The 22224-nt window shown below is 55.4% G+C and carries 20 protein-coding genes; 8 read left to right on the forward strand and 12 right to left on the reverse strand.

The window, feature by feature from the left end; all coding sequences use genetic code 11:
* Positions 1-59 precede the first annotated feature (59 nt).
* From uraH to A11S_RS00400, 5 genes are all read right to left on the reverse strand, one after another.
* Positions 60-452 (reverse strand): hydroxyisourate hydrolase, encoded by a 393-nt coding sequence (gene uraH, locus A11S_RS00380; RefSeq protein ID WP_051054868.1) that lies wholly within the window; start codon positions 450-452, stop codon positions 60-62.
* Between the two features lie 178 nt (positions 453-630).
* Positions 631-1374: a DUF305 domain-containing protein gene (locus tag A11S_RS00385; RefSeq protein WP_015466481.1), complete on the reverse strand. Its 744-nt coding sequence runs from the start codon at positions 1372-1374 to the stop codon at positions 631-633.
* 88 nt (positions 1375-1462) lie between these two features.
* Positions 1463-2923, reverse strand: coding sequence for an MltF family protein (locus tag A11S_RS00390; protein WP_015466482.1), 1461 nt, complete (start codon positions 2921-2923; stop codon positions 1463-1465).
* A 109-nt stretch (positions 2924-3032) separates the two neighbouring features.
* Positions 3033-4727, reverse strand: a complete 1695-nt coding sequence (locus A11S_RS00395) for an autotransporter outer membrane beta-barrel domain-containing protein (protein ID WP_015466483.1) — start codon at positions 4725-4727, stop codon at positions 3033-3035.
* Between the two features lie 125 nt (positions 4728-4852).
* Positions 4853-5464, reverse strand: a complete 612-nt coding sequence (locus A11S_RS00400; RefSeq protein ID WP_015466484.1) for a carbonic anhydrase — start codon at positions 5462-5464, stop codon at positions 4853-4855.
* Positions 5465-5668: 204 nt separating this feature from the next.
* Between A11S_RS00400 and A11S_RS00405 the strand changes: the two genes are divergently transcribed.
* Positions 5669-6892, forward strand: a complete 1224-nt coding sequence (locus A11S_RS00405) for an ammonium transporter (RefSeq protein WP_015466485.1) — start codon at positions 5669-5671, stop codon at positions 6890-6892.
* Positions 6893-6991: 99 nt separating this feature from the next.
* On the forward strand, positions 6992-8233 hold the full coding sequence (locus A11S_RS00410; protein WP_015466486.1) for a BaiN/RdsA family NAD(P)/FAD-dependent oxidoreductase: 1242 nt from the start codon (positions 6992-6994) through the stop codon (positions 8231-8233).
* Here A11S_RS00410 and A11S_RS00415 read toward each other — a convergent pair.
* Positions 8230-9651 (reverse strand): MATE family efflux transporter, encoded by a 1422-nt coding sequence (locus A11S_RS00415; protein WP_015466487.1) that lies wholly within the window; start codon positions 9649-9651, stop codon positions 8230-8232. The genes A11S_RS00410 and A11S_RS00415 overlap by 4 nt on opposite strands.
* A gap of 277 nt (positions 9652-9928) precedes the next feature.
* On the opposite strand from A11S_RS00415, the gene A11S_RS12170 reads away from it, so the two are divergent.
* The 4 genes from A11S_RS12170 (at position 9929) to A11S_RS00435 (ending at position 15098) form a co-directional block, all read left to right on the forward strand.
* Entirely contained in the window at positions 9929-11581 is a 1653-nt protein-coding gene (locus tag A11S_RS12170) for a calcium-binding protein (protein ID WP_015466488.1), read from the forward strand.
* 253 nt (positions 11582-11834) lie between these two features.
* Positions 11835-13325, forward strand: coding sequence for a type I secretion C-terminal target domain-containing protein (locus A11S_RS00425; protein WP_081604732.1), 1491 nt, complete (start codon positions 11835-11837; stop codon positions 13323-13325).
* Positions 13326-13369: 44 nt separating this feature from the next.
* Positions 13370-14395, forward strand: a complete 1026-nt coding sequence (locus A11S_RS00430; RefSeq protein ID WP_015466490.1) for a methyltransferase — start codon at positions 13370-13372, stop codon at positions 14393-14395.
* A 4-nt stretch (positions 14396-14399) separates the two neighbouring features.
* Positions 14400-15098 (forward strand): HAD family hydrolase, encoded by a 699-nt coding sequence (locus A11S_RS00435; protein ID WP_015466491.1) that lies wholly within the window; start codon positions 14400-14402, stop codon positions 15096-15098.
* On the opposite strand, the gene A11S_RS00440 is transcribed toward A11S_RS00435, so the two are convergent.
* From A11S_RS00440 to A11S_RS00450, 3 genes are all read right to left on the reverse strand, one after another.
* Complete coding sequence (locus tag A11S_RS00440; RefSeq protein WP_148285074.1) at positions 15095-16006, reverse strand: AAA family ATPase; 912 nt, start codon at positions 16004-16006, stop codon at positions 15095-15097. The two genes, A11S_RS00435 and A11S_RS00440, sit on opposite strands and share 4 nt — an antisense overlap.
* 105 nt (positions 16007-16111) lie before the next feature.
* Complete coding sequence (serB, locus tag A11S_RS00445; protein ID WP_015466493.1) at positions 16112-16996, reverse strand: phosphoserine phosphatase SerB; 885 nt, start codon at positions 16994-16996, stop codon at positions 16112-16114.
* 134 nt (positions 16997-17130) lie between these two features.
* Positions 17131-17400: a hypothetical protein gene (locus tag A11S_RS00450; protein ID WP_015466494.1), complete on the reverse strand. Its 270-nt coding sequence runs from the start codon at positions 17398-17400 to the stop codon at positions 17131-17133.
* A 185-nt stretch (positions 17401-17585) separates the two neighbouring features.
* Here A11S_RS00450 and A11S_RS00455 point away from each other — a divergent pair, with 185 nt between their 5' ends.
* Together A11S_RS00455 and serA are read left to right on the forward strand one after the other, a co-directional pair.
* The gene (locus A11S_RS00455) at positions 17586-18743 is read left to right on the forward strand and encodes a phosphoserine transaminase (RefSeq protein ID WP_015466495.1); all 1158 of its coding nucleotides are present in this window, start codon (positions 17586-17588) and stop codon (positions 18741-18743) included.
* A 19-nt stretch (positions 18744-18762) separates the two neighbouring features.
* Positions 18763-20343 carry a phosphoglycerate dehydrogenase gene (gene serA, locus A11S_RS00460; RefSeq protein ID WP_015466496.1) on the forward strand — a complete coding sequence of 527 codons (1581 nt, stop codon included), beginning with the start codon at positions 18763-18765 and terminating at the stop codon, positions 20341-20343.
* A gap of 52 nt (positions 20344-20395) precedes the next feature.
* Here the strand turns inward: serA and A11S_RS00465 are convergent, their stop codons facing one another.
* The 3 genes from A11S_RS00465 to A11S_RS00475 form a co-directional block, all read right to left on the reverse strand.
* Positions 20396-20923, reverse strand: coding sequence for a hypothetical protein (locus tag A11S_RS00465; protein ID WP_015466497.1), 528 nt, complete (start codon positions 20921-20923; stop codon positions 20396-20398).
* 66 nt (positions 20924-20989) lie between these two features.
* Positions 20990-21505 carry a response regulator gene (locus A11S_RS00470; protein WP_015466498.1) on the reverse strand — a complete coding sequence of 172 codons (516 nt, stop codon included), beginning with the start codon at positions 21503-21505 and terminating at the stop codon, positions 20990-20992.
* Between the two features lie 145 nt (positions 21506-21650).
* Positions 21651-22142, reverse strand: a complete 492-nt coding sequence (locus A11S_RS00475; RefSeq protein WP_015466499.1) for a TspO/MBR family protein — start codon at positions 22140-22142, stop codon at positions 21651-21653.
* Positions 22143-22224: the final 82 nt, after the last annotated feature.

A 22224-nucleotide genomic window follows, 5' to 3' on the forward strand; every position in this document is an offset into this window, starting at 1 on the left:
CATTGATGATGCTGGCTTTTTTCTGGTGCGGATCCTCTTCCAGAGAGGCGGTCTTTTTTTTAATTGCCGCGATATGTTGAGTATCCATAGGGGCTGACCACGACCGGGACATGATAATGGTCAATGTTTTCATCAACCTTAAAGATGACATTGATCTCCGGAAAGAATGGTTCTGCTGATCCGTTATCATAGGCGGTCATATCAAAGGTGAGTTGGTATGTGCCGGACTTAAAATCGGCATTGTCTATAAATTGTTTGATCCGGCCATTCTCACCAGTTTTAGCATCCGCGATTTTGACCCAGTTCTGGCCTTCTTTTTTAGATAGAACAACGGGGATATTGCTGCCACCTGCGCCGCTGGCCAAGTCTAATACATGCGTTGATATCTCTGTTGCCATCGCTGATGTTGTTGTCATCAGTGTCAGCACTGTTGTTAAGAGTAGTTTTTTCATGATTAGAGACCCTTGCATTTTCTAACTGCGTGAACAGGTTAAATTCAAAGCCGATAGTCCTGAGATGATGGCCTTTGGAGAAGGATGTAGGGCACGCACCGCGCTTTTCCAATCTGAATGATAAAAAGGCGGATGGGCTTTTGGGCCTCATCCGCCTTCTTTGTTGTGGGATTATCGTTTAATGCGCGTGGTGGCCGGCGTGCGGATCTGATCCGTGCATCATGTGGTCCATGCCATGCACCATTGATGGATCGATTTTGACGTCGTCCGGGTTGCCCGCATATTTGCCGATGATGGATTTCATTAAATCAATTTCCATCTTCTGATCGCGCAGGATGTCCAGCGACATCAGTTTCAGATAGCCATTATTCGCATCGGGGTCGGCCAAATAGGCATTGGCCATGTCCAACGCCCCTTCGTGGTGAATGATCATGGCCTTGGCAAAGCGGACATCTTCGGCGGAAACGGCGCGTGTGCCCGCCCACCTATCCAGCGGGCCGGGCATCGGCGCGCGCTTGAATTGCTGTTGCTGGGCCAGGCCGCGCGTGGCGATCTGGCCACGGACGGCGCGGTTGCCGGTGAAGCTGAAATCGTCGATATGGCTTTCGACTTTATCCAGCATGGAAATTTCAAACGTCTGGTTATGAATGATGCCGCGCGCCAATTGTTTCAAGGTCGCGTTGGTGGCATCCGGGTTGGACAGATATTCCGTCGACATGGTCAGCGCACCGGCATGGTGCGGCCGCATTCCGGTGATGAAGGTCATGTCGGCCTTCTGGTTGGCGGCGGTCATCATGCCGTACCACGGCGTAGTGACGCGGGGTTTGGACGGGTCGTAATCGGGTTCAACACTGGCCAAAGCCGGGGTGGAAACGCCCGCCAGCAAGGCCAGCGCGGCAACAAGACGAATGGTGCGAATCATGATGGATGTGGTCCTTTCTATAATACCCTCTAGGGGTATTATATACCCACAGGGGGTATATTAGTCAAGGCCCATGGAGCCATTGGATTCATTCCCTCAGGAACCGAATCGCGCGGCGGCGGTCTTCTTCCTGCGCCTGAATCAGTTTGTAGCTGACATAGTATTTGTAAATGTTGCGCACGTAATTCACCGGTTCCATACCGACCCGTTTCGCGGCGATATGTTCGACATTGCCCAGCCATTTATTCGGGTCCAGCCCAGCCTCTTTGGCCTCGTCGCGCAGCTTCTGGATGCGATTGGGCCCGGCGTTATAAGCGGCGAAGGCGAACAGCGCGCGATTTTGTTCATCCAGATTTGAATCATCCAGATACACATCCATAACGTAATCCAGATATTTTGTGCCGGCATGAATATTGTGCTCTGTGACTTTGATGTCGCCGACATTCATTTGTTTTCCCGTGGCGGGCATCACCTGCATAATGCCGATCGCGCCGACGGGGCTGACCGTTTTCTGGTCAAGGCGCGATTCCTGATATCCCTGTGCCATCAGCATCAGATAATCAAAATTGTAATCGTGACCATAGGTGCGGAACAGCGTGACCGTATCCTGAAAACGTTGACGGGCCTCGGCCTTGTTGGGATTGTCCAGCGTGGCGATGCGGTGTGCAATCTGTTTGGCGATGATGTTTGTCATGCCCTGACCGATCAGGACGTCATCGACAAAACCATTCAAAAACGCGCCCAGTTGCGGATTTTTCTTGCGGTAAGCCCAGCCAATTTCATCCTTGGATGAAAGGACCATCGCCGGATCCTCATAGGCGATCACGTCGGGCAATTGTTTTCGCCACATGTCGAACAACCACCCGTCAATCACGCTATAGGGCAGGATGCCGGCATTGACCATGTCCAACATATCTTCGTCTTCCAGATTGTCGGGCAAATTCTCAATCTTGACTTTCTTGACGTGGTTTTTACGAAACCGCTTGTTCAAATTCTCCAACGCGGCGTGATAAGATGTGGCGTCATGCGCATACACCGTCTTTCCTGCCAGATCGTCCAGCGTGGTCAGGGGTGGCGCGTCCTTGTGCGCGACAATGACCATGTTAAATGGCTTGGCGACGGGATGGGTGAAATTGACGATCTTTTTCCGTTTCGGGGTGATGGTGATATTGCCCAGGGCAATGTCCCCCTTGCCCGCGTTCAAATCGCTCAGAAGCCGTTCCCGGGGCGTGGCAATCAACGCAACGGTCACTGGCGGTGCGCCCTTTTTATTCAGCTTTTGCGATACGTATTTGGAAAATTCCTGCACCATGCGCACGGAAAATCCATCTTCCTTGCCCATGTCGACGGTGTACAGTGTGCGGCTATAGGGGACCAGAACGCGAATAACAGTGCGTTCAACCATGGTGTCCAGATCGCCCTTGCTGGGCTGCAGTTTGACCGCTAATTGCCGTGTGGGGGACGTGTCTTTGCTGTCCTGCCCGTGGGTGGGATTTGAGAAAACAACAAGGCACAGACCCATAAAGAAACACAGAATACGGCTACGCATCGACAGATTCCTTCTCTCGAGAACTCCGAAAGAAGTATCGCATGCGCACTTAATGAAGGTGTAAATGCCAGTATTTTTTAAGGTTTTCAGCGGGTTGCGATGCTGGTGTTCAGCTTGCGATGGGAACGTTGATGTTGCCTTGGTTGATCAGGTCTTCAAGGCTCAGCCCGTTGGTGCCGCCAATAATGGTGGCAAAGTGAACGAAGTTGCCGTCGCTGTTCGGGCTGGCGTAAATATCTGTGTCGGCCCCGTTGGCCTGGAAATAAAGGTTGGCCAGAATATCCGCCAGATCGTCACCGGTTTCCAGGATGTCATTTTGCAGGATTAGAACATCACTGCCCGGATCGGTTTCAAAATTATAAATGGTGGTGACGCCATTGATGGCATTGCCCGACAGCGTCAGAATATCGCGCGCATCATCGCTGCCGTACAATGTGGTGTTGGCACCGGATATGTCGTATTCGTTCACATCGTCACCGGTGCTGTGCACCGTGTTGCCATTTCCTTCCAGCGTGACGGAATGATAACCATTTCCGATGGTCAGTGTGTTGTTGTCATTGTGAATGGTAATGATGTCGCCATCGGGGCCATCGCCGGCCCCTGTGTTGATGGTGTTGTTGTTGCCCCAGATTTCGATGTCGTCGTCACCTGTGGCGCCTGTATTGATGGTGTTTCCGTTCCCGCTCATCTCGATGGACAGGCTGTCGCTGCTGTGCGCATCTGACATGGTCAGGATGTTGTCGTCACCGTAAATCTCCACGCTTGTTCCTGCGGCACGGTAAAGGGTACCGGTGTTTGAATTGCCATGAAACTGGATGTCCAACTCACCGGTCCCGCCGTTCACAACATTGCCGTCGCCCGAAATTTCCAGGAAATAATATTCATCCCCGGTGGTTATGGTGTTGTTGTTTCCGTTAAACTCCGCGGCGCCGGTGCCGTTATCGGTTGCAAAGCTGTTGTTGTTGCCTGTGATCATGGAGTTGTCGTTTCCATCCCCGGCCGAGATGGTGGTGGTGTTTGCAAAAACGCCGATGATGTCATCCCCGTCACCGGCGTGAATGGTGGATCCATCTCCATACATAAAAATCAGGTCGTTGCCCGCGCCCGCATTGATTTGATAAATCACGCTCCAGTCGAGATCCGCCAGATAGGTTTTAATACCGCCGCCATTGGGTTCAAAAAAATATCCCGTGGCATCATTGCCGATGGAATAGGCGTCAAAATCGGGTTCCAGTTCGATGCTGGCGCCGCCATAAAATAATCCGTACAACGCCCCGGCAAAGAATTCATTGCTGCCTGTTCCGTTGATGATGCGTGTTTCGATGGCCGGTTCGGTATCTCCGCCATGGGATGATGTGTGTCCCGGATGTGCAATGGTCAGCGTTTCATGCGTGTACGCCATCACGGTGGCCGCCTGATGCGCCAGATGCGACGCGCCAATCGGCCCCAGCGGTTGATCCAGTTCGTCCAGCGGCGTCAATGACGGGTCGTCGCTGGAGAGCGAGAACACGCTCTGGGCCTGTGACTGAAAACCAAATCCGGATGATTGCGGGGCGTTGGGCGCGGGTTGTGCCGGGGCATGGGCCTGTGTCGCGGCGGCGGGGGATGCCTGTGCCTCCGGCTCTGCTGGTTGGGGGATGATCGTGGGGCGCGCGTCCGCCGCGGATGGGTCGGGCGTGGGATCAGGTGAAGGTGCGTTTGTTATGGTGCTGTCATCCGCCGCCGCGGTGTTCGCGGCGGGGTCATGCGCATCGTTTTGCGCAGCCTCAGCGGCAGAAATATCAGAAACCCGGATACTCACCATACGCATAAACCCAGAAAAGACCTTATCCAAAGTCTATAAGAGAAGGGAATACTCTCCCCTTACTCTAGGGCCAGATGGTTAAAATTTTACGAAAATTCTTGGTTTTTCGCGGTCTTCAGCCGGGGTCAGGGGACCGGCTGGAACGTTCCGTCGGCCTGTAATGTTTCCAGCACGCCGGATTCAATCGCGTACCATGCGCCGTGCAGGCTGAGCGTGCCTTGCTCCACGCGCTCCGCAATCCATGGGAACGTCATCAGGTTGTTCAGGGACACTTTGATGACCTCGTGTTCGCAACAGGTTTGGCGCTCCACCGCATCGGGGATGGCCGTGGTTTTCACACGGGCGGATTCGGCGATTTGCATCCAGGGGGCGACGAAATCCTGCGCGTGGGCCGGAGCCCCGTTCAGCAACGCGCTGACCCCGCCGCACATGCCGTGACCCAGCACGATCAAATGCGGAATTTCCAGCACACGCACACCAAATTCCAATGCGGCGCTGGTGCCGTGATAGGCGCTGTCCGGGGCGTAAGGTGGAACCAGGTTGGCGACATTGCGCACGATTAAAATTTCACCGGGGCCGCAATCAAAAATCATGGTCGGGTCCACGCGGCTGTCGACGCACGACACGATCAAGGCCCGTGGCTTCTGGCCACGTTCGGCCAATTGCCGGAAAATACGTTTGCGTTCGGGCCATCCGGTTTCACGAAAACGGCGATAGCCCTCGATCAGCTGGTCCATGGGTGCTTCTCCTCATCTTGCGGGCGCAGTCTAAAACGCCCGGCGCAGGCCAGCAAGTATGCGGTTTGCTTTATGCCTAACAATATGATTTTAAAAGGGAAAATTGACATATGTTGCAATGCAACTTTTGCATTGCAATAAACGCATGGCTGAGCCATATTCCGCGCATAGGTGCATTTCATTGGTTTTTTAAAGGAGCAAAACATGATCCCGGCCGATATTGCGTGGATGTTGATGGCGACGGCGTTGGTGCTGTTGATGACGCCCGGCGTTGCGTTTTTCTACGGCGGCATGGTCCCCGTCCGCAGTGTGATTTCAACAAAGTTCCAAAGCTTCGCCTGTATGGGTGTGGTCGGTCTGATCTGGGCCGTGTGCGGATACTCATTGGTTTTTTCCGAAGGCAATATTTTTATCGGCGGGTTTGATTATCTGATGCTGAGCAATGTTGGCGTGGACCCGAATGCATCATACGGCCCCACCATTCCGCATGTTCTGTTCATGCTGTTCCAGGCGACCTTTGCCATTATCACGCCGGCCTTGATCACTGGGGCCGTTGCCGAACGCGTGCGGTTCAAGGCGTGGCTGATCATCATGGCGCTGTGGTCGTTGTGCGTCTATGTGCCGGTGGCGCATTGGGTTTGGGGTCCGGGCGGATGGATTGCCAAAATGGGCGGTCTGGATTTTGCCGGGGGTCTGGTTGTGCATATGACATCGGGTTTTGCGGCTCTGGTCGCGGCGATCATGCTGGGCAATCGTGCCGGATTTAAACCGGAAGAAAACAATTCGTTCAGCGTGCTGATGGTCTGGCTGGGGGCGACGTTCCTGTGGTTTGGCTGGTTCGGTTTTAATGCCGGTTCGGCGTTGGGGGCCAACGGTCTGGCGGCGTATGCGGCGGGCACAACATTTTTTGCGGCGGCGACATCCATGACCATCTGGATGATTTGCGACTGGGTGATCGGCGGAAAACCCACGGCGGTCGGTGCGGCCGTGGGCGCTGTGGCGGGTCTGGTCGCCATTACACCGGCGGCGGGTTATGTCAGTTTACAGGCGGCCTTGATCATTGGTGTTGTGGCGGCTGTCGGATGCTATTTCGCCGCCCGTCTGGTGAAGCATACGTTGAAAACGGATGATACGGTCGACGTGTTCGCCTGCCACGGTGTGGGCGGCATGATTGGCACGATCCTGACCGCTGTGTTCGCCAGCACCGCCATCAACCCCGCCGGGGCGGATGGCCTGTTGTTCGGCGGCGTGGATTTGTTCCGCGCCAACGTGATCGGTGCATTGGTTGTTGTCGGTTATACGGGTGTCGTAACGGCGGTCATCTTCAAACTGGTCGGCCTGATCACCCCGGTCCGCGTGAGCCAGAGCGAAGAAAAATCCGGCCTGGATATGACCCAACACGGCGAGCGGGCCTTTGCCTTGCGCTAAAAAATAGCGGGTTTGAACGGGGAAACAGGCAGAAGGCGGGTCAGCAATGGCCCGCCTTCTTTGTTGGTCTTTTGTGCGGGTTCCTGTATTCATAGGCAGATGACACAGGCGAAAAAACACATCGTAATTATCGGCGGCGGCCCGGCGGGGTTGTTCGCGGCGGAGTATCTGGCGGGAGCTGGACACGCTGTGCATGTGTATGAGCATAAGCCGACCCTGGCGCGGAAATTTTTGATGGCCGGGCGCGGTGGATTGAACCTGACCCATTCCGAAGATCTGGAATCATTCATCGCACGGTATGGCGCGGCCAGCGATTGGGTGGGGCCGATGGTACGGGATTTTACGCCGTCGGATCTGCGCGATTGGTGTAAAGGGCTGGGCGAAGAAACATTTGTCGGGTCCAGTGGGCGCGTATTTCCGCGCAGTTTCAAGGCTTCGCCGCTGTTGCGTGCATGGCAGGCGCGGTTGGATGGGTTGGGCGTGACGTTTCATTTCAACCATCATTGGGCGGGATGGAATGATGCCGGCGCATTGATGTTTACCGACAAAAACGGGATGGCGGTTGTTGCGCGTGCCGAGGCCACCCTGTTGGCACTGGGTGGGGCGTCGTGGCCGAAACTGGGGTCGGATGCGGGGTGGGTGGATTTGTTGCGCGGGCGTGGTGTTGCGATGGCGCCGTTCCGCCCGGCCAATTCCGGTTTTACCCATCCTTGGTCGGATCATTTCGCGGACCGTTTTGCGGGCCAGCCCTTGAAATCCATCACCCTGACCCACAGCGGGCGCAGTGTGCCCGGTGAAATGATGATCGCGGCCAAAAGCCATGAACGGGGTGTTGAAGGGGGCGTGATTTATGCGCTGTCCGCGTCAATCCGCACCGCGGTGGAGCATGATGGCGAAACAATCGTGCATATTGATTTACGCCCAGGTGTTACGCTGGAGGATCTGGCGCGCCGTCTGTCCGGGCCGCGCGGTCGCGCATCGTTTTCCACACACATGAAAAAGGCCGGTGGCTTGTCCCCGCTGGCGGCGGCGTTGCTGCGTGAACTGGGTGGCGAGGAGGTGAGCACGTTGTCGCCAATTATGCTGGCCACCCTGATAAAGGCTCTGCCGCTGCCGTTGTCAGCACCGTTTGGTCTGGCCCGTGCGATTTCATCGGCCGGGGGTATTGCGCGCGAGGCGGTGAAGGGTGATCTCATGCTGCAATCCCTCCCCGGCGTGTTTGTCGCTGGTGAAATGCTGGATTGGGAGGCGCCGACCGGTGGGTATTTGTTGCAGGCAACCTTCGCCACGGCGTTGCACGCCGCGCGCGGGATAGAGCGTTTTTTGAAAGCGTCTGATTAAGCGGGGCTGTGCGCCAGTTCGGCCGTTGTCATGTGCTGTTTATTGCGCCAGTGGTAATACAGGCCCGTGCCGATATTGGCGATGGCGATGGAGGTGAACACACCGATCACGCCAAAGAAATGATTGCCGATAAAGGCCAGCGGGATTTGCACGATAATCATTTTCACCCCAATCATCGCCGCGGATCGTTGCGGCAAACCGATGGCGTTAAACGCGCTGGACCAGCCGGGCACCAGATTGCCCGCGGCGTAGCTAAACGGCACGATCAGGAAGTACAAGGCTGTCATGCGCACGGTTTCCGCGTCGGTGGAAAACAATCCGGCCAGCGGATAGGCCCCAATCATCAGGATGGCCGCCACCGCCACCGACCACAGCACGCAAAAGCGAATGGCCAGACGCAGTGTTTCATGCACACGGTCAAACCGGCGGGCGCCCCAATTCTGGCCCAGAATGGGCGACATGCCGGTGGCCAGCGCCATGATGACGATAAAGGCAAACGCCTCAACCCGTGTGGCCACACCAAAGGCGGCCACGGCATGGGTGCCGCTTTGCGCCAGAATGGCGGTTAAAACACCGCTGGTCATGGGCTGGATCGTGCTGGTAATGCCGGCGGGCAGGGCGATGAACAACAAGCGGCGCGCCGAGTCGCCGAATTGATCGAGATGCAGCCCGTCCTGAAAAATAATGCGTTTTTTGTATTTCAAAATCCACAATGCCACGATCATGGATAAGCCATAGGAAATGATGGTGGCCAATGCCGCCCCATGCATTTCCATCCGGGGTAGGCCGAACAGGCCGAAAATCAGCAACGGGTCCAGCACGACCAGAAACGCCGTGGTGCCCATCATGATCAGGGCCGGGGTTAATGTATCGCCCGTGGCGCGAATGGCGGAATTGCCGACCATGGGCACGGTGATGAATACAATCCCCGTGAACCACAGCCCCATATAATCCAACACCATCGGCATCATATCGTCCGTGGCGCCCATGGCGCGGAACAGCGGGTCCATGATGGCGTGCCCGGCCAGCGCCATGATCACACCGGCTATCACAGCCAGGATCAAGCCATGGCTGGACAACCGAACAACCGTATCGTGATTGCCCTCGCCAATCGCGCGCGACACGACGGACGACATGCCAATGCCCAGCCCGATGATCAGGCTCAGGACCGTCATGGTGACGGGGAAGGTAAAGCTGATCGCGGCCAGGTGGGCCGGGCTGATCATCGAAATGTAAAATGTGTTGACCAGCTGCGAGGCGACGATGGCCAGAATGCCCCAGATCATCGGCACGGATAACCGCACCAGATGGCCCTGAACCGGACCGCTGGTCAGATCGCCATGACGGCCCCGCCCGTGCAGGGGGTTCGCAGTGGACGATGGGGCGGCGTGGTCGGTGGTGTCGGTTTCTGAACGCATGATGGACCTTATATCTGCCTGTTACCGCGGCGCGTCAAGCTTTTGGGAGTTTTTTGCGCCGGGTCCAGCGGGCGAAAACCCTATGGGATCAATACGAAGGGATAGTTTAGTAAGTCTTTACATAAAAATTTAACCGATTCTGCGCTATTCTTAACCATCGGTGCGCCCGGTCGGGGGACAAGGGTGCCCCGGAATCAGTATCGTATGATCCGTCAGGCCGTACGTCCGGCCGCAAAAAAAGCGGACATCAGTGTGTGCGGGGGCGAAAGCGTCGGGTATGGCGGATACAGTCTTTACGGGTACAGCCAGTGGGGATTTCATGGTGATGCAGGGTGACCTGCAGCATATGACCATGACTCTGACCAACCCCTACACCGGTGAAACCGTTAACATCAACGATGTGTACAAGGTCAATAACGCCGCCTATGACGGGCTGGGCGGGACCGATGCGCTGTTGATGAGCGAGCATGGCGACATGCTGCTGATCAAAGACGCGGACGGGGACCAGACCCTGAAAAACATCGAACAGATTATCGCCGGAGATGGCGGCGACGTGATCGTTCTGGCGGATGCAGAAATTCAATACGGCAACGTGGCGATTGATGGTGGCGGATCGGGTGATATCATCTGGTCCAACAACGGCAATGACACGATCTTTGCGCTGGATGGCAATGATATCGTCGATGGTGGCGGCGGGCTGGATAAGATTTATGGCGGGTGGGGCAGCGATTATCTGCGCGGCGGCAATGGCGATGATATTGTTTATGGCGGCAGCAAGAACGATTCAGAGTCTGATTATCACACCGTTTCGACATACGAAAAATTCTTCACGATTACGCACAGCTTCCCAACCCTGAATGAAGGCGTGCAAATCACACCGGACCAGCAACAATATCTGGGTCATCCGGCTGGGGAAACGGTTGTCACGTTTACCACCACCGCCACGCTGAAATTCGTCTCCACCGATGCTGGGTATAAAAACACCGTCGGCGTTTATACCGTCGATCCGGATGGCACCATCCGTAACGCTGATTTCGCGTTTATGAATGCCCGCGCGACGGCGTCAGGAACCAGCCATGAATTTGAAATTTCCGGTGCGGTCGGTGTGCAAATCGGCCTGTTCATGATTGCCAACGGATACAATGCCAATGGCGGCTACGGCGGCATTGACATGAATACGGGCACGCTGAATTTCTATTACAATTTTGGGCAGGCGGATCAACGTCTGGCCAAGGTGACCGATGATGGCGACAATGTCAGCCTGATCTGGAGCGATGGCACGACGGACAAGCTGATCGCCGGAACGATCTATCATTCCTCGGCCAGCGACGGGTCCAGCTCATTGAACAGGGATGACAATATTCATGTCATCACCGGTCTGTCCACACCGGGCGATAACACCACCTTGCGCCTAGGGTTTGAAGACCAAGACCATTTGGGTGATGCCGATTTCAACGATGTCATCGTTGATTTACAGGTGGAAACGCAAGTGGTGGAAACCATCCTGCGCCCCGATGATGACATTCTGTATGGTGATGCCGGGAATGACACGCTGTATGGCGGGTTTGGCAATGACGTGCTGAATGGTGGCACGGGTTCGGACCATCTGTATGGCGGCCAGGGCGCAGACACATTCGTGTTCGACAATATGGATGGGTTTGTCGACACCGTGCATGATTTCAAAGCCAGCGAGGGCGATGTGCTGGATATTTCCGACATCCTGTCCGGTTATGATGGCGGGGTCGACGATATAACGGATTTCCTGAAGTTTGTGCAAAACGGGTCCAACGTGGATCTGTATGTCAATGCCGATGGGGACAGTGGTGGCGCGTTTGACCGCGTGGCCGTCATTGTCGGCGGCGTTGGCGGCGCCAGCGTTCAGGATTTGCTGGATGGTGGGGCCATCGTGGCCGCCCAGACGGCAGTGTAATCAACGTGGGATGACCGGTTAGATATCCGGAGGGCGAAAAGGGGAAGCACCCGGTCATTGTGTGCAACGACAATCAGCGAACCGCGATGGGGAGGTAAGGGGCCCCATCGCGGTTTTATTTGCGCATTGTTATGAGGGGCCACTCTAAAGGTTAGGGTGGGTGGGAATAGATCATATTATCATAAAGTTTTAACGAAGTTGGATTTATCATTAAGTTCTAATGTAACGAATATTCTGCGTGAGTGTTCCGGGTATGCGTACAGACACAAACTCTCTTCCTGCTGACCAGACAATCAACGCCGTGCCTCAGGACAATGGGGCCGCTGATCCGATTGTGGTTGCTGCCGCGGACATTGATGCCGCCACAGAGGATGCCCCGGCGGTAGAACCATCGGACGACGATGTGGTGGTGGCCCAGGATGCCGATGATACGCAACCCACAGATTCCCCATCTATTGTTGATACTTTGAAATCAAGCGCTGCGGCGGCTCCTGCGCCTTCGCCCAAACCTGTGCCCGCGAACGAGGGCTTTGGCTTTCAAAGCACAGCCCCCACTGTTTCCGCGTTGTATGATGATGATCTTTTCGCGCTGGGGGTCATTACGGATGACGATGATAATGCGGGCGCGTTTATATCGGTGTCCCTGTTCGATCTGGCCTTGGGGCAAGAATTTCGTCCGGCGGATTTGTTCCGGCCCGTGACCGATGCGGGATCAGATTCCGGTGGCGGCGGCGGTCCTGTTGCGCCCAGCTATGATTTCACGATCAACGGCACGGCGGGGCATGATTTTATTTCAAACCTGCATATCGGTACGGTGACAAACCTCAATCCTGTGGGCAGCCCCTTCTTTGGCCCGGCGCGGTTTTATTTCGATCACCTGCCGGGGCAGGAATATTCGTGGGATGGCGCGGTTTTTACCAGCACGATTGATGCCAGCACGTTTGATCCGTATGCGGTTGTGCCACCTGCTGGCACCTATGCGATTTATGGCGATGACGGGACGGATTTCATTATTGCGCTGAGCAGTGACGGCTTGGTCGATGCCGGAAACGGCAATAACAGCATCGAAATCTACGGTGATAACAACACCGTTTCCTCGGGCGATGGCAATGATCTTTATTACGTGTCCGGCAACAATAATACGATTGATGGCGGCGAAGCCAGCGACCGTATCGTTGTGCGTGGCGATAACAATACAATTGAAACCGGCGGCAGCGATCCGGGCCATAATACGGGCAGTTATTACGTCAGTGTGTCCGGCAATAACAACACCATCAATGCCGATGATGTCGAAGGGTGGCACGCCGTTTATGGTGACGATAACGTCATGAACACCTATGGCGGTGAAGACGATGTGACGATTTCCGGTAATCGTAACACGCTGGATGCGGGCGCGGACGACGATCACATTACAATCGATGGTGATGAAAACGATCTTTATGGCGGCGCGGGCGCGGACTGGTTTGATTTTCAATTCGGGGCAACGGACAACGTCATTCACGATTTTAACCGTGGCGAAGGGGATTTTATCGACATTCGCGATGTTTTGTCCGGATATGATCACGGTGTTGACGATGCCGACGATTTCATCCAATTGGTCGCGAATGGTGCGGATACGGATGTGTATGTCAGCGCCAGCGGCGATGGTAATTTTGATCGCCTGGCCACCATTATCGGCGGATTTGGCGGGGCCAGTGTTGATGATTTGATCACCAACGGGTCCCTGGCCGTGGCTGATGTGTAGATTTTTTTCTCCTTCCGTGCGGGTATTTGCGCTAAATTGCCCGTATGAAAAATGAAAATCCCATCCTTGTTGCCCTGTCGCATGGGTTGAAGTCTGACCTGTTCCCGTCTGCTGGGCCGGGGGCTGCGGTGCTGGCGATCGGTTTCGATGGTGATGTCGATGATTCACTGTTCCCGGCTTCGGTCACAACCATGGTGCAATATTGGGCGGGTCCGGCGGCGCGGTTGCGCGCGCTGGGTTATGCCGTGCGCGGGGATGTTCCGGCCGACGCCGCGTTTGATCGCGTGATTATTCACACGCCAAAACAGATGGATGAAATGCAGTATCTTCTGGCGGCGGGGTGGCGTGCGTTAAGGCCCGGTGGCGACTTGATCGCCGTTGCGGCCAATGATGCGGGTGGGGCACGATTGGGTCCGGTGTTGCGGGATGCCGGGTTGAATATATCGGAATCATCCAAGGCCAAATGCCGCGTTGTGCGTGTCATCAAAAATGATGACGTGAGTGTCCCGCCCGATTGGTTGGCTCATGGTGATTTTCGCGTTCACCCCGATACGGGCATGACCACCTGTCCCGGCCTGTTCAGTTGGGACCGTGTCGATGCTGGTTCCGCCCTGTTACGCGATCATTTGCCCGCCGATTTGTCCGGGGTGGGTGCGGATTTTGGATGTGGGTATGGGTTTTTATCCCGCACAGTGTTGGATCGCTGTGCGCACGTGACATGCCTGCACGGGCTGGATGCGGATTCACGCGCGGTCGCGGCCGCCGGGGCCAATATGCAATCCGATGGCCCACGTTTTTGTGGCCATCATGTTGATATTCCATCCGGATCGGGTCTGACGGGGCTGGATTTTATTGTCATGAACCCGCCGTTCCATACGGGCGCGCGGGAAAGCCACGATCTGGGCCGGGCCTTTATCGCCCGCGCGCATGAAGCGTTGCGCAAGGGTGGTACACTGGTCATGGTCGCCAATGCCCATCTGGGATACGAAGCAGACTTATTGCGCCTTTTTTCCGCCGTGAATAAATTATATGAAGGTGGCGTCTTCAAAATCTATCAATGCGTAAAGTAAAGCCATGCTGATAAAACCGAAAGCCCCCATCATTGGTCGCGATATTTCCGGCGTCCTCTGGGATCTGGATAATACGCTGTATCGTCTGGATACGATGATTGAACATGCATTCAATCATGCGGTTGCGCGCGCGGCGTTGTCATTGGGTGTGGCGTTGCCGCTGGATGAGGCGGTGACGATGGCGCATCAATCCTATGTTGATCATGGGTTCAGTGGGTATCGGTTTTTACGGGATTACGGCCTCAATCGGCTCGATCTGCACCATCGTTTCCATGAATATATTGATGAAACGGTGATTGCGAAAAACCATGAAACGCGCGATCTGTTTGCGTCGGTGCAAACGGACCATGCATTAATTACGCATGGATCACGCGTATGGGCGTTGAAGGTTCTGGAGCATTTGGAACTGCAACCCTGGTTCCCGGACCCGCGCGTTTTTGCGTATGAAAATTACGATTTTGAAAGCAAGGCCAAAAGCCGCAAGCCCTTTGAAATGGCGTTGTCATCCATCAACAAAAATCCGGAAGCGGTGGTGATGGTGGAAGACACGCTGGACAATCTGCGCATCCCGCATGAAATGGGCATGACCACGATTTTTCTGCACCATGGGCGTGATCCGGGCGAACTGCCCGACTTCGTCGATCACACCATGCAAACGGCGCAGGATGTTTTGGTCAATGTTTTAAAGGCTCCAAAGGATTAAAGCGCCCCGGCGTGCAGCCCTGATTCCTTCGATACGATATAGGTGATGGATTTATCATCCAAAACCCCGCCGCGACCGTGATGCAGGACGTGCAGCGCCATGGCGGCATCCATCACGATAATGGATTTATCCGGCTGGTATCGTTTGCGCATATGTTCGTCGGTCAGTTTGATAATCCGGCGCAGTGATTCCGGTTCCACAGTGATGTGGTGATGCTTTTCATAGCCGGATTTCAAATTCATCAAAATATTGAACGTTTCTTCCGCGTTCGGAATACGCAGCGGAATTTTTTGGAAACGGCGATCCATGGCGGGGTCGATGGCGACGAAAATGCGGAATTCGTCCAGTGTCGTCGCGCCAATGACGTGCAGGTCACCCGCGGTCAAATACGGTTTCAAAACTTCCGATAAACCCTTGTACGCCGATCCGTCACAGGTCGGCATGATGGTGTGCATTTCGTCAATAAACAGAATGGTTTTCGGATATTCTTCGAACCGGTACCGTTCGGCAATACCGCGGCAAATCGGAATAAAGCGGCCCTGAAATTCCGCCGGGCCGGATGTGCCCGCCGCCATCGCGGCCAGATCAAGTTCCAGAACGCGCGCGTCTTTCAGATAGTCAGGTACGGTGCCCGCGACAATCTGTTGGGCCAATCCGGCAACCAAGGCGGTTTTACCCACACCGGCGGGGGCTTGCAGCGCGGCGTTCTTTCGTCCCTTTTGCAGAAGGATCAAAACCATCTGCTGGATTTCGTCATCACGGCCTGTGATCGGGTCGAATTTTCCTTCGCGCGCCAATTGCGTGAAGTCGCGGCAATAACGATGGATCAACGCATCCAGTTCATCGTCGGAAAACACCAACGGGTAATCGACTCTGTTTTTTCCGGGCGTCTTTTTCTCGGTAGTCATGATGGATTTGTTCCGAATCGTGGATGGTGTGGCGGGGTGCGCGGATGGCGCCCCATCATGGTAAACCATGCCTGTAAAAGCTTAAAGCTTTGTAAATTCAATGTATTATGTCTTTGGGATCAGCCCTTGCGCGTACAACGCGGCGGTCAGGTCGCCATGCAGGATTAGATTGTCCACGGCCGCGGCCACGGCGGGTTTCGGGTGATATCCGATGCCCAGCCCCGCGGCCTGCAACATGGGAATGTCATTTGATCCATCCCCAATCGCCAGAACATCGTCGGCCGTGATGTCCAATTGTTCGACATAGTGATTGAGGAAATGCAGTTTTGCGGTCTTGTCCAAAACAGGGTCGAGCACCCGGCCCGTGAGGGCGCCGTCCTGCATATCCAGAACATTTCCATGATGCTGGGTAAAGCCGACCCGCTGTGCGATACCGCCGGTAAAGAATGTGAACCCGCTGGAAACCAGAACAGTAATGGCACCAATCTGCCGCATGCCCGCGACCAGCAAAGCCGCCCCGGGTGAAAGCTCCATCGCGTTTAATGTCTGATGCAATTGAAGTTCGCTGACACCCGCCAGCAGGCTCATGCGCTGTTCCAGCGCCTCACGAAATCCGATGGTGCCGTTCATGGCGGCGGATGTGATGGCGGCGACTTCGTCATGCTTGCCGACCAGGGCGGCCAGATCATCCAGCGTTTCGCCCGTGATGATGGTCGAATCCATATCGGCCAGCATGATTTTCTTGCGTCGCGTGCCCGCATTCACGACCAGAATATCAATCCGGTCCGTCATCAGCGCGTCGCGCAGATCCCGCATCTGATCCGGGTTGGGACGATGTTGCAGCAGGATGTCCGCCGCCTTGTGCTGGTCCAGCCATCGCGGCCCGGCGGTCACGGACAACCCTTGCCCGTCGCAATAGCGCATCACCCCCGCCAGATGGGCCGGGGTTAAGGGATGGTCAGATGCAATGAGGGTCAGAACGAAGCGCATGGCCTATAAAATAACCGCGCCCCTCTCCTTGGGGAAGGGGCGCGTATCCGAAAAATGCACGATCACGGGATTTTGTGAAACTGGAGGTATCTATAAATCCTGATGGCCTCTTCGAATTTTGTTCCTATCTATGTTTATCGGCCCGGTTTGAACGGGGTCAGCGACGGTGTGGCCGCCGGTCCGCTCGGGTTTTGGGCGGTCATTTCGGCGGCGGCTTCGTGGGCCGTGGCCTGTTTGACCTTGTGTTCAAAATTGCGGGCATCCAAACCACTCTGGCTCAGGATATCGCGCATGGCGGTCAGACCTTCTTGGCTCATGCTGCGCGTATGCGGCGTGGCTTCGGTTTTCAGGCCGTCCAGCGTCGGTTTAAAGGTTCGCGCATTTTTAAATTCAACATTCACCATGATAATGATCTTTCGTTCTTAAAAGTCCGCCCAAAAATTCTCTGCTTGCCCTAACCTTAAGCGAAATTGGTTAACGAATATTAAAGGGTGAAAAGAAACATCGAATCAGGTGCTTCGCAGTTGCAAAAAACGGCGGAAGGCTCATACTTATCCGGTTTTTGAACCGTTTCCGGGAGGGCTTTATCATGACCGCGCAACCATCTCACCGTCCTGTGAACCCGTGTTTTTCATCCGGCCCCTGCGCCAAACGCCCGGGCTGGTCGCTGGACAATCTGAAGGGCGCGTTTCTGGGCCGGTCCCACCGCGCGGCCGAGGGGAAAAACCGCCTGAACGCGGTGATCGAACAGCACCGCAAAATTCTGAACATTCCGGCGGATTACCGCGTGGCGATCGTGGCCGCATCCGATACGGGCGCGGTGGAAATGGCGTTGTGGTCCCTGCTGGGTCAACGCGGTGTGGATGTGCTGGGCTGGGAAGTGTTCGGTCTGGACTGGATCAAGGATATTACGACCCAGTTGAAAATCGCCGACACCCGCGTGATGAAGGCACCGTTCGGATCATTGCCGGATTTATCCGCCGTCGATGGCGCTCGCGACATTGTCTTTACATGGAATGGCACCACCGGCGGCGTGCGTGTGCCGAACGGGGACTGGATCCCGGCGAACCGCGAAGGGTTAACCATCTGCGACGCCACCTCCGCCGTGTTTGCCTATGATCTGCCGTGGGACAAGCTGGATGTCGTCACATGGTCGTGGCAGAAAGTGCTGGGCGGTGAAGCCGCACACGGCATGATCGTTTTGTCCCCGCGTGCGGTGGAACGGCTGTTGACCTACACGCCAGATCGTCCGTTGCCGAAAATTTTCCGCCTGGTGAATAACGGTAAATTGATTGACGGCGTATTCGTTGGTGAAACCATCAACACCCCGTCAATGCTGGCGGTGGAAGATTGTCTGGATGCCCTGACATGGGCCGAAGGCATAGGTGGCCTGCCCGCGATGATCAAACGGGTGGAGGCCAATTACCAAACCATCAAGGATTGGGTTGCCAAAACCGACTGGGTTGATTTTCTGGCGGCGGATGAATCCTACCGTTCCAAAACATCCGTATGCCTGGCCATTACCGATCCGGATTTTGCCGCGATGGATGACGATTCGCGTCAGGCCTTCGTCAAATCCATGACCAAGCTGCTGGAAAAAGACGGTATTGCCTATGATACCGCGGGCCACCGCGACGCGCCGGCGGGCTTGCGCATCTGGTGCGGGGCGACGGTGGAACAATCCGATGTGGCGGCCCTGCTGCCGTGGCTGGATTGGGCGTATACGCAAACAAAAAATAAAAACTAAGATATTGAGGATTGTGAAAATGCCAAAAGTTTTAATTGCCGACAAAATGGACGCGGTTGCCGCGCAGATTTTTAAAGACAACAAAATCGACGTGGATGTGAAGCCGGGCCTGTCCCCCGAGGAATTAAGCGCCATCATTGGCCAGTATGACGGCCTGGCCGTCCGGTCCGCGACGAAGGTCAAGGCCGACGCCATTGGTGTGGCGGGCCCGCGTTTGAAAATCATTGGCCGTGCCGGGATTGGCGTTGATACCATTGACGTTCCGGCGGCAACCAATGCCGGGATTGTGGTGATGAACACGCCGTTCGGCAATTCCATCACCACCGCCGAACATGCCATCGCCATGATGTTTGCACTGGCCCGCCAAATTCCGCAGGCTAATGAATCCACCCATGCCGGAAAATGGGAAAAGGCCAAATTTATGGGCGTGGAACTTTACGGCAAAACGCTGGGTGTGATCGGGTGCGGTAATATCGGGTCCATCGTCGCGTCGCGCGCTCTGGGTCTGCAAATGCGTGTGATCGCCTTTGATCCGTTCCTGACCGATGATCGTGCCCGCGATTTGGGGGTGGAGAAGGTGGATCTGGATACGCTGCTGGCCCGTGCGGATTTCATCACATTGCACACGCCGCTGACCGATCAGACGCGCAATATTCTGGATGCGGCCGCTTTGGCGAAAACCAAGAAAGGCGTGCGCATCATCAACTGCGCCCGCGGCGGATTGATTGTTGAGGCGGATTTGAAAGCCGCCCTTGATTCCGGCCATGTCGCCGGCGCTGCGCTGGACGTGTTCGAGGAAGAACCCGCTACGGCCAACCCGTTGTTCGGTCATGCCAATGTGATCTGCACCCCGCATCTGGGGGCCTCGACGACCGAGGCGCAGGTGAATGTGGCCATTCAGGTCGCGGAACAAATGTCTGACTTCCTGTTGAATGGCGCGGTATCCAACGCCGTCAACATGCCGTCGATCAGTGCGGAGGATGCGCCGCGCCTAAAGCCCTATATGAAACTGGCCGAACAGATGGGAGCGCTGGCGGGGCAAATTGCCGATGGGGCCATCACCAAAATCGCCATTGAATTTATGGGCGATGCGGCGGCGCTGAACACCAAGCCGCTCAGTGCCTTGATCCTGGCGTCTGTCCTGCGCGCGACGCTGGACGGTGTGAACATGGTCAACGCGCCCCAGGTGGCAAAATCACGCGGCATCGCCGTGTCTGATACGCACAGCACCGATTGCCCGGATTTCCATACGGCCCTGCGCCTAACCGTCACAACGGAAAAGGGTGACCATGCCGTTACGGGCACGCTGTTTGCCGGGAAAGAACCGCGCATCATGGACATTGAAAATGTCCCGGTCGAAGCCGCATTGGCGGGCCGCGTCCTGTTTATCCGCAATGATGATACGCCGGGCCTGATCGGTGCGGTGGGAACGATGCTGGGCAATGCCAAGGTCAATATTGCCGATTTCCGTCTGGGCCGTGTGCCGGGCGGGAACAGCGCGGTGGCTTTGGTGTCGATTGATAACGATGTGCCGGATGATCTGTTCGCGGCCCTGTCGGCCCTGCCGCAAATCCAATCGGCGAAATTGTTGCGGTTTTAATCGCTGTTATTCAATCCGCCATTCTGGCCATGCGGTCGGAATGGCGGATTTTTTATCCGACGAAATACCCATCCGCCGCTGGAATCGCGCCGACCTTCTTGGTGAAATAGCGTTTGCACGCGTCACGCAATTCCGATTCCAGTTGTGTGCCATAGGCCCCACCGTCACCGGACATTTTGTTTTTGATCAAGATGTTGAGCGTTTTGTGGTGGGCGTCGACAATGTCCAAAACAACACTGTCGATCTTTTCAATGTTTTCCAGGAAGTTTAAAACGACGTTCGCCAGATTGCTGACCATTTTATAATTGAACATGGCGGCGTTGCCTTTGATCTGCATCACCGGCTCGGTCATGTTTTTGATCAAGACCTTCACATCGCCTTCGCCAATGCGGGCGGCGGATATGGCGGCCTCCAGCTGGGCCAGAAATTGTGCGGCCATGGGGGCGAAATCGATTTTATTGTTTTCCAGCGCCGTTTGCATGGTCTGGACTTTTTCTTCGCTGATCGTGCCGGTGCCGACCTTGGCCTGCAAATTCAGGTTCGCCTTGATCACGCGGGCTTTTGATTGTTCGCTGCTCATAATGTTCTCTTTACAACCCGTTTAAAAAATCAGATACGCAGTAAAGAAACGCTGGAGAATGAAGGTCTACGCCGATTTGCTGGCGTTTTGCTGGCTTTCGCCAAAACGGCGATATGGGCCCTTGAAATCCGGCATGACGCGGCGGCGGCGGTCGGGGCCGAAATACCCGGTGCAATCGATAAAGTCGCGCGGCTTGTTAATCACGTGGGCGATGCGCTTGGCGATATCGTTGGCGGAAAAGGGTTTGACCAGAAATTCGGTCACGCCCGCATCGCGCGCTTCGGCCACACGGGCCAACGCGCTGTACCCGGTGACCAGAATGATCGGGGCCATGCGGTTGGGTGATAAAGTATTGGTGCGAATTTCGCGTGTCAGGTCGATGCCCGATGCCGGCGTCATGTGCCAGTCGGCAATAACGATATCGGTGTTGAACCGTTGAAATTGTTCAAAGGCGCGGTTGCCGTCCGACGCGGTGTAGATATAGCCAACACCCAGCGATTCCAGAACCGATGCCATCAATTTCTGCATCGGCACTGTGTCTTCGGCAATCAGGACGCTCAATTTATCAAATCTAAATGCCATAACGGTGCCTGATAAAAATGCCCGATAAAAAGGGGGCGAATCAAAAAACTATAGGCACAAGTTTACACATTTACGGCATGCGGCAAAAGACGCAATCCAACCCTGCGTCGCAAAAAGCAATGAAATTCCGTGTATTAACAAACGCTTAAGTAAAGTGCCACGCGACGAAGGTGCTGAGATACAAGGCAAAACACATCCACGCAAAAAGCGGCACCAACGCCAGCGCCGCCCAGCGATCCAGTTTGTATGTCTGTTTGATCAACACGCCTACGGCCGTAATCAGCCCGACAATCCATGCAACAGCCAGCCACAGCGCCTGCATCTGGAAAAAAATAAAACTCCACGCCAGGTTGGCGATCAACTGTGCGATGAACAGGCGAAGCAGGAAGCGGCGCGAATCATCACCCGAATCATCAGGCGTGCGGCGCACGATTCGCCACAAATAAAATCCCATCAACAGGTACAATGTGGACCATACAATCCCGAACACATAATCCGGCGGGGTCAGGGCGGATTTCACCGCGGTTTGATACCACCCATCCACGCCGGGCCGTGTGGCAAACCCAACCAGCGCCCCCAAAAGCGGCAGGCTCAGAATACAGGCAGGCAGCAGGAAAAGGTCGCGGCGGGTGATCATGAACGGTGGTCCTGTTGGTGTGTGGTTGATCTTGTGTGGACAGGGGTAAAACCACCCCCTATCCTTGGCGCATGTGACCAGA

Source organism: Micavibrio aeruginosavorus EPB, assembly GCF_000348745.1.
Taxonomy (GTDB): Bacteria; Pseudomonadota; Alphaproteobacteria; order Micavibrionales; family Micavibrionaceae; genus Micavibrio; species Micavibrio aeruginosavorus_A.